Below are 8,869 nucleotides of genomic sequence, written 5' to 3'. Positions count from 1 at the left end.
GGTCGCGTGTCTAACTCCAAAGTGGACAGAACTGGTGCCGCGTCCGGCCGTCGACTGCCGGCGGAGAGGGCCCGCCGGAAGGAAAAAGCCCCGGCGGTGCGCTGACATCAGGCTAGTCAGCACACCACCGGGGCAGCGGCAGTCGGCGCGGCAGGATGCTCCCGCCGCCGGGGCAGGTCTACCGCACGCCGGCTCGACGGCGCAGGGTCGGCCGGGCCGGCGTCACGGTGGCCGTCAGCCGTTCCACGAGCGCCGCCACGGTCGGCGCCTGGAACACGTCCCGGATCGTCACCTCGACCGACAACGTCGACCGAATCCGGTTGACCAGTCGCACCGCCAGCAGCGAGTGCCCGCCGATGCGGAAGAAGTTGTCGTCGAGACCGACCGGACGCCCACCGAGCAACTCCGAGAAGATGTCCCGCAGCACCTCCTCGCGCGGATCCCGGGCGGTCTTCCCGGCACCGGTGTCCTCCGGGTCGGGCAGCCCACGGTGATCGAGCCGACCGTCTCCGGTGAGCGGAACCGTCGTCAACACCACGACCCGCGCGGGCACCAGGTGCTCCGGCAGAAGCTGCGCGACATGCCGCCGCACCTGCGCGACATCGACCGACGACGTCGTCGGCACGACGTGCGCCACCAACTGCTCGCCACCATCGGCGTCTGCCCGGACGGACACCACCGCCCAGCGCACCGACGGATGGCTGATCAACGCCGTACTCACCCGCTGCGGGTCGACCGGCACCCCGTTGCAGGTCGGCGCGGCGACCGGCCCGTGCACCCGCAGGCCACCCTCGGCGGACCAACTCGCCGAGGTGCCGGTGGCGAACATTCGGCCACCGCCCGCATCGGCGACGAAGCGGGCGGCGGTGGCACCGGGCCGGTCCGGGTAGCCGTCGGCGAGTCCGGGACCGCACAGGAACAGCTCGCCCCGGACCCCGGCGGGCACCGGCCGCAGCCGATCGTCGAGGACGTGACAGCGCAGCCCGTCCTGCGCCACCGGCACATCCGGACCGACCGGCGGTGTGTCGACCACCCGGCCCAGCGCCCACCATCCGCCCTCGACGCCGCCGTACCCGTGCACCAGGCGCAGCGTGGGATGACGATCACGGGCCAGGGCCAGGTGGGCCGCCGCCGTACGACCGGTGACGAGGATCTGCCGTAGCCGGGTCAGCACCTGTGGGTGTTCCTCGACGAGCAGCGCGAACAGCTCCGCGGTGACCGTGAGGCTGGTGACGCCCTGCTCGGCGACCAGCCGCGCCAGCCGGGCGGCGGACGGCGGGGCCGGTGCCGGCAGCACGCATGTCGCTCCGGTGCTCAACGCGGACCACAGCGGCATCATGAACTCGCCACCGGCCGGTGCGGCCCATCCCAGCCAGACCTGAGCGGCGTCGGTGTCGAGTCCGGCGCGCCGTGCCGCGCCGACCAGTGCCCGATGCGGATATCGCACCGCACGCGGCCCGTCCGCGTCATCGACCACCAGTACGACGGCCCCGTCGCCGGGGTCGCGTGGCCCGGGCGGTGGGGCGGCCGGCCGCTCACGCCAACCATCCACGTCGGTCAGCACCGTACGGCCGACCCGCAGCCCGGCCAGCCGGGTCGCCTGGTCCGACGTGGTCACCACCGCGGCGAGCACGACCGTACGGATGTGGGCGGCCAGCCTGTCATCGCGTGCCGCCGGGTCGAGCGGCAGGTACGTCGCCCCGGCCCGCAGCGCGGCGAGCACGGCCACTGCCAACGTCGGACCCGCCTCCAGGAGCACACCGACGGTGTCCCCCCGACGTACGCCGCGCGCGGCCAGGTGCGCGGCGAGCCGGTCGGCGTCGGCGTCCAGTTCGGCGTACCGGATCCGGTCGGACCCGGACACCACCGCGACGGCCTGCGGGTTGTCGGCGGCGTGCCTCGCGACCAGGTCGGCGAGCCCGACCGACTCGGCCCGGCAGCCGTGTTCGGCCGCGGGGCCGTAGCGTCGGCGCTCGGCGGGGGTGAGGACGTCGAGGTCGTCGATCCGGGTGCCGGGGTCCGCCGTCACCGCACGTAGCAGCTGGACGAAGCGGTCGGCCAGCAGCTGCGCCGTGGCCGGGTCGAACAGGTCGGCGGCGTACTCCAGCGCACCCTTGAGGCCCTTGGGCGTACCCCCGTCGAACTCCTCCCGTACTCCCAGGGTGAGGTCGAACTTCGCGGTGCCGGTGTCGAACGGGACCTCGGTGCCGGCCAGCGCGCTCGGCCCGGCCGCGCCGTTCTGCACGCTGCCGGTGTTCTGCAGGACCAGGGTGACCTGGACCAGCGGGTGGTGTGCGGTGGACCGGTTCGGGTTGAGTTCCTCGACGAGGCGTTCGAAGGGGAGGTCCTGGTTGTCGTAGGCGGCGAGGTCGGTGTCGCGGACCCGGGCGAGCAGCTCGGTGAAGGTGGGGTCGCCGGAGACGTCAGTACGCAGGACGAGGGTGTTGACGAAGAAGCCGACGAGGTTGTCGAGGGCTTCGTCGGTGCGTCCGGCGACGACGGTGCCGATGGGGATGTCGGTGCCGGAGCCGATTCGGGACAGCAGGGCGGCGAACGCGGCCTGCAACACCATGAACACCGTCGTACCGCTGTCGCGCGCCGTACGCAGCACCGCACGGTGCAGATCCGCGTCCATTCCGAACGGCACCACGTCACCGCGGTGGCTGGCCTGGGCCGGGCGGGGCCGGTCTGCGGGCAGGTCGAGGACCTGCGGTGCCCCGGCGAGCGTGGTGCGCCAGAAGCCGAGCTGCCGGGCCAGCGCGCTGTCCGGATTTCCGGCACCGCCGAGCAGATCACGCTGCCAGAGCGTGTAGTCGGCGTACTGCACGGGCAGCGGCTCCCAGCCCGGCGCCGTACCGGCCAGCCGTGCCTCGTAGGCCACGGCGAGATCCCGCAGCAGCGGGCCGGTCGACCAGCCGTCACCGGCGATGTGGTGCACCAGGACCACAAGCAGTTGACCGCCGTCGGACAGGCGCAGCAGCCACACCCGGAACGGGATCTGGGTGCCGAGGTCGAAGACGTGTCCGGTCACCGCGTCGATCACCCCGGGCAGGTCGGCGACCGGCACGTCCAGCACGGTCACCTCGGGCTGGGCCCGATCCAGTACGACCTGGCACGGCTCACCGTCGATGACCGCGTACACGGTCCGCAGCACCTCGTGCCGGTCCGCCACGTCCCGGACCGCCTCGGTCAGCGCCGACGCCTGCACCGGTCGGTGCAGGCGCAGCACCACCGGGATGTTGTACATCCGGCTGGCCCCACCCATCTCGTCGAGGAACCACAGCCGGCGTTGCGCGTACGAGAGCGGCAGCAGGTCCGGCCGGACCGCAGGAGCCAGGGGCGGGCGCGCCCCGGTCCCGGCCAGGGTCCCGATCCGGCGGTCCAGGCCGGCGACCGTGGGGTCCACGAAGAAGTCCCGCAGCCCGACCTCCACGCCCAGCACCGCCCGGACCCGGTTGACCAGTTTGATGGCGAGCAGGGAGTGCCCGCCCCGGCGGAAGAAGCTGTCGTTGCGGCCGATGCGGTCCACGCCCAGCGCGTCGGCGAACAGGCCGCAGAGGATCTCCTCCCGCAGGCTCGCCGGCCCGTCGTCCGGCAGGTCCGGTCGGCGTACCCCTGCGGGGGCGGCCCGGGCGATCCGCTCGGCGAACCCGGCACCCTCGGTGTCGGTGACGACCTGAAGGGCCCCGACCGTGCTGGTCGGGGCGAGGGCCACGGCCCGAAGTAGCCGCAGGTAGACCGCGAGCATCGACTCCACAGTGGCCCGATCGAACAGGTCCACCGGGTACTGGAACTCCACCTGCACACCTGTCGGTGTGCTGTCGGAGTCGCGCAGCTCGGTGCAGTAGACGGTCAGGTCGAACTTGGCCACCTCGAGATCGACCGGGAGGGTCCGGGCGGGCAGGTCACCGAGGCGCAGGTCGGTCGGGGTGTGCGCACCGACGGTCAGCATCACCTGGAAGAACGGGTGCTGTCCCGGTGCCCGGACCGGGTTGAGCTGCTCCACCACCAGGTCGAACGGCACCTCCTCGTGCGCGTACACCGCCAGGTCCGCGTCGCGGACCCGGGCCAGCAGGTCGACGAAGGTCGGGTCGCCGGCGACGTCGGTGCGCAGCACCACCGAGTTGGCGAAGAAGCCGACGAGATCGTGCAGGGCCTCGTCGGAGCGACCGGCGACCGGAGCGCCGATCGGTACGTCGGTGCCCGCCCCGATCCGGGTCAGGGCAGCGGCCAGGGCGGCCTGCATGGTCATGAAGGTGCTGGCCCGCTGGGACCGGGCGAGGTCGACCAGGCGGCGGTGGGTGTCGGCGTCGAGGTGGCCGGTGACGGTGCCGCCGCGCCCGGAGGCGCCCGTCGCGCGGGGTCGGTCGAACGGCAGCGGCAGCGCCGACGGGGAACCGGCCAGGTTCTCCCGCCACCAGGCCAGTGACCTGGACAGTTCGCTGTCCGGGTCGTCCACCTGCCCGAGCAGTTCCCGCTGCCAGAGGGTGTAGTCGGCGTACTGCACCGGCAGCGGTTCCCAGTCCGGCGCGGCACCGGCCAGCCGGGCCCGGTACGCGGTGGACAGGTCCCGCAGCAGCGGGGCGATCGACGCCCCGTCGGTGGCGATGTGGTGCAGCAGCAGCACCAGCACCGACTCGTCGGGGCGGGCGACGAACAGCCGGACCCGCAGCGGGCCCTGCTCGGCCAGGTCGAAGGTGCCGGCGCAGAAGCGCCGCACCTCGGCGTCGACCTCTTGCGGTGCGCACCGCTGGACCGGGACCGCGACGGTGGCCGTGGGCAGGACCCGCTGCACCGGCTCGCCGTCGGCCATCGCGAAGGCGGTACGCAGCACCTCGTGCCGGTCGACCACGTCGGTGAGCGCCGCCGCCAGCACCTCGGGGTCGGGCACCCCGGACAGGGCCAGCACCACCGGCGCGTTGTATGTCGACGACGGGCCTTCCAGCCGGTTCAGGAACCACAACCGGCGTTGCGCGTACGACATCGGGATCACGGGAACTCCTCCTGCTCGGCCACGACCCGACTACCGCCGCGCAGCCGTGGAACTCACGAAAGTCAATGTCCGGTTAGGGGTCGGCGTGCGAGCCGTCCGAGCAGCGCCGGTACGGCTCGCACGCCGGTGGTACGTGCCGGTCAGGCCGAGGCCGACGGCTCCAGCCGGGCTTCGATGGCCCGCGCCAGGTCCCGCAGTCGCGGGTTCTCGTAGACGGCGCGGATGGGCAGACTCAGGCCGAGTTCCGCGCGGACCCGGGAGACCAGCTTGATCGCCAGCAGCGAGTGGCCACCGAGCTTGAAGAAGTTGTCCTCGGCGCTGATCGACGGCTGCCGCAGCACCTGGGACCAGACCCGGGCGATGAGCTCCTCGACCGGGCCGGTCGGGGACACACCGGTCGGCACCTGCGGTGCGGGGGTGAGGGTGGGGGCGGGCAGGGCCGCCCGGTCGAGCTTGCCGCTGTTGGTCCGCGGGAAGCGGTCGACGGCGACGAACGCGCCCGGCACCATGTAGCCGGGCAGGCTGCGCGCCGTCCACTCGCGCAGGGCGGCGGCGTCCACCGGCGCGGACGGCCGGTAGTAGGCGACGAGCAGTTGCCCGTCCTCCTCGTGCACCAGCACGGCCGTCTCGGCCACCGCCGGGTGGGCGCCGACCACCGACTCGATCTCACCCAGTTCCATTCGGTGGCCGCGTACCTTCACCTGGCTGTCGACCCGGCCGAGGAACTCCAGCCGGCCGTCGGGCAGCTGTCGGCAGCGGTCCCCGGTGCGGTACATCCGGGTGCCGTCATCGGAGTCGAGGTCGGCGACGAACCGCTCGGCGGTCAGGCCGGGGCGGCGGCGGTAGCCGCGGCCGACCCGCGACCCGGCCAGGTAGAGCTCCCCGACCTCGCCGGGGGTGACCGGGGCCAGGGCGTCGTCGAGCACCCGCAGCCGCAGGCCGGGCAGGACGGTGCCGATGTGCGGGGCCCGGTCCGAGGTGATCCGGCCGACTGTGGCGTCGACTGTGCACTCGGTGGGCCCGTACGCGTTGACCGCGCGCAGGATCCCGGCGTCGACCAGCTCACCGAGCCGACCCCACAGGGTCGGGCTGATCGGTTCGCCACCGACGATCAGGGTCAGCGGCCGACCCTCGGCACCGCGCGGAGAGGCGGCCAGGTGCTCCAGCAGCAGCTCCAGATGCGACGGAGTGATGTCCAGGTCGGTGAGGGGATGCTGCTCGACGAGTGCGCCGAGCAGCGCCGGGTCGGTGCGGGTCTGCTCGTCGAGCAGCACCACCGTGTCGCCCCGGCACAGCCGGATCCACTGCTGCACGGAGGCGTCGAACGACGGCGAGGCGTTCCAGCCGACCGCGCCGGGGCCGGGGCGTACGACCCCGGTGGACTCCAGTTCGGTCAGCAGCGACGCGAGCGCGCCCCGGCTGATCTCGACGCCCTTGGGTCGGCCGGTGGAGCCGGAGGTGTAGATGACGTACGCGAGGGTGGCCGGGCCGACCGGCACGGGCGCGTACCCGCCGGTCGGCGTGTCGTCCGGGGTGGTCAGCGCCGCCAGGGACACCTGCGGGGTCGACGCGGTGAGGGGCTCGGTGTCCCCGTCGACGATCAGCAGGTCGGCGCGGGCGTCGTCGACGAGATAGCGGCGCCGGTCGACGGGCAGCTGCGGGTCGACCGGCAGGTACGCCGCGCCTGCGGTCATGGTGCCGAGCAGGGCCGCCACCAGGTCGACGCCGCGGGGCAGGCCGAGCGCGACGACGCTCTCCGGACCGACGCCGCGGGCGGCGAGTCGGCCGGCGACGACGCCGACGCGCTCCCGCAGCTGGCCGAAGGTGAGGCTGGTGTCGCCGTGGACGACGGCCACCCGGTCGGCCGGCACGTCGGCCAGCCGGTCGAGCAGGTCCGCTGCCGCCGCGACGGTGGGCTCGGCCACCGGGGCGTTGATCAGTGCGCTGGTCATCGTCGGCTCACTTCCCGTCCGACACGGTGGTGGACGGGGGAGTCTGCGGGGCGCAGTCGGCCAGGGCGACCGGGTCGCCCATCGCCACCAGGATCTTGCGGGCGCCGGAGAAGGCCTCCCGCCCGTGCGCGTTGAGGATGTTGTCGACCATCAGCAGGTCGCCGACCTGCCAGGTCTCGCGGACGGTCACCTGCTCGTACACCGCGGCGATGCTCTCGACCTCCTCCCGGGTCAGCGCCGAGCCGTCACCGACGTACGTGTCGAAGGGCAGCCCGTCGTCGCCGTAGGTGTCCAGCAGCACGTCGCGCACGTCCGCGTCGAGGGTCCACCGGTTCCAGAAGGCGTAGTGGTTGAACCAGGACTGCTCGCCGGTGACCGGGTGGGTGACGATCGCCGAGCGACGCTGCCGGGTGCGCAGCTCCTCCTCGTCGAGCCACTCGTAGCCGATCACGTTCTCGTCGCAGTAGGACTGCACGTCGGCCGGGTCGTCGCTGGCGAAGCTGGTCTGCCAGGGCAGACCGGCCAGCTCCGAGTAGTTGCGTACCAGCAGCCAGCCGTGCGCGGCGAAGCGCTCCCGCAGGTCGGCGGGCATCAGGCGCAGCGCCTCGCGCATGTCGCCGACGGTCGTCGCGCCGCCCTCCTCGGGCGCGACCACACACCCGAACAGCAGGGTGCCGGGGAAGTCGAGGGTGTAGCTGTTCTCGTTGTGCAGCCGGATCGGCTGGGCGGCGGGCAGGTCGGTGGAGGAGAAGACGCCCTGACCGAAGTCGGTACGCGGGGTGGCCTTCTCCCGGTAGCCGGTCTGCTGCGGCATCAGCACGTCGCGGACCCGGGCGAAGTCGGTGGTGTCCCCGACGGGCAGGCCACGGATCATCAGGCTGCCGCAGTGCAGCAGTTCGGCGCGGATCGCCGCGCGTTGTGCGGTGAGCCACCCGACGGCGTCGTCGAGGTCGTCGAACGACGGGGTGACGAGGATGGTCGGCTTGCCCGGTTCGTGCCGTACGTCGAGGTGGGCTACGGGCGCTTGGGCGGTGAGGGACATCGAGATCCTCCTGAACGAGGTGGAGTGGGTCAGGCGAATTCCGGCCGCACGGCGCAGCCGTCGAGGACACCGGTGACCAGGGTGAGAAAGTCTTCGAGCTGGTCGTTGAAGTAGAAGTGGCCGCCGGGCAACACGTGCGTGGTGACCGGTCCGTCGGTGATCTCGGCCCAGCGGCCGAGGGCGTCGGCCGGCACCACCGGGTCGGTGCTGCCGCCGAAGACGACCACCGGGCAGGCAAGCGGTGCCGCCGGTGGGCTGTGGTAGGCGTCGTCGATGGCGAAGTCGGCCCGGATCGAGGGCAGCACCAGTTCCCGCAGCTCCGGCTCGTCGAGGATGCCGTTCTCCGTACCGCCCCGTTCCTTGATCGCGGCGACCAGCGCTTCGTCGTCGAGGTTCTCCGGATGCACCGGGCTCGGGTTGACCAGGAACGGTGCCCGGCAGGCGGAGACGACCAGGGCGCGGGGCGGGCGGCCGGCCTCGGTCAGGGCGCGGGCCACCTCGTACGCGACGAGGGAACCCATGCTGTGTCCGAGCACGACCAGGTCGTCGGTGTCGGCGGGCAGGCTGGCCAGGACCGGGTCGACCAGGTCGGCCATCGTCTCGGGCAGCGGCTCACTGAACCGGGCACCACGACCGGGGTACTGCCCGACGAGCAGGCGTACCCCCTCGGGCAGCAGGTCCCGCCAGGGTGCGTACGCGTGTGCGTTGCCACCGGAGTGCGGCAGCACCAGCAGCGACGTGTGGTGCGGGGCGTCCCCGGTGCCGCCGGGCAGCACCCAGACGACGTCGTCGGGGGCGGGCGACGGATGCCGGTCCGGCATCGCGCCGGCCGGGTCGAAGTGGGCATGGTCCACGATGCGCTCCATTCCTGGACGGCTTCAC

General features: G+C 72.9%; 4 protein-coding genes. All 4 read right to left on the bottom strand.

Annotated features, from left to right (window positions below; genetic code table 11):
- Positions 1–178 precede the first annotated feature (178 nt).
- Positions 179–4,984, bottom strand: coding sequence for a condensation domain-containing protein (locus VAB18032_RS30195; protein WP_232510899.1), 4,806 nt, complete (start codon positions 4,982–4,984; stop codon positions 179–181).
- A gap of 149 nt (positions 4,985–5,133) precedes the next feature.
- On the bottom strand, positions 5,134–6,945 hold the full coding sequence (locus VAB18032_RS20055) for a non-ribosomal peptide synthetase (RefSeq protein ID WP_013734731.1): 1,812 nt from the start codon (positions 6,943–6,945) through the stop codon (positions 5,134–5,136).
- 7 nt (positions 6,946–6,952) lie between these two features.
- The gene (locus tag VAB18032_RS20050) at positions 6,953–7,987 is read right to left on the bottom strand and encodes a TauD/TfdA family dioxygenase (RefSeq protein ID WP_013734730.1); all 1,035 of its coding nucleotides are present in this window, start codon (positions 7,985–7,987) and stop codon (positions 6,953–6,955) included.
- Positions 7,988–8,016: 29 nt separating this feature from the next.
- Entirely contained in the window at positions 8,017–8,841 is an 825-nt protein-coding gene (locus VAB18032_RS20045) for a thioesterase II family protein (RefSeq protein ID WP_198408914.1), read from the bottom strand.
- Between the last annotated feature and the right edge of the window lie 28 nt (positions 8,842–8,869).

Origin of the sequence: Micromonospora maris AB-18-032 (genome assembly GCF_000204155.1) — a bacterium.
In the GTDB taxonomy this organism is placed as follows: Bacteria; Actinomycetota; Actinomycetes; order Mycobacteriales; family Micromonosporaceae; genus Micromonospora; species Micromonospora gifhornensis.
This window is presented reverse-complemented; position numbering and strand designations above follow the sequence as displayed.

Excerpts from the sequence above, each read along its gene's own strand:
- VAB18032_RS30195 (WP_232510899.1), bottom strand. The coding sequence starts at position 4,984 with ATGTCGTACGCGCAACGCCGGTTGTGGTTCCTGAACCGGCTGGAAGGC.
- VAB18032_RS20050 (WP_013734730.1), bottom strand. The coding sequence starts at position 7,987 with ATGTCCCTCACCGCCCAAGCGCCCGTAGCCCACCTCGACGTACGGCAC.
- VAB18032_RS20055 (WP_013734731.1), bottom strand. The coding sequence starts at position 6,945 with ATGACCAGCGCACTGATCAACGCCCCGGTGGCCGAGCCCACCGTCGCG.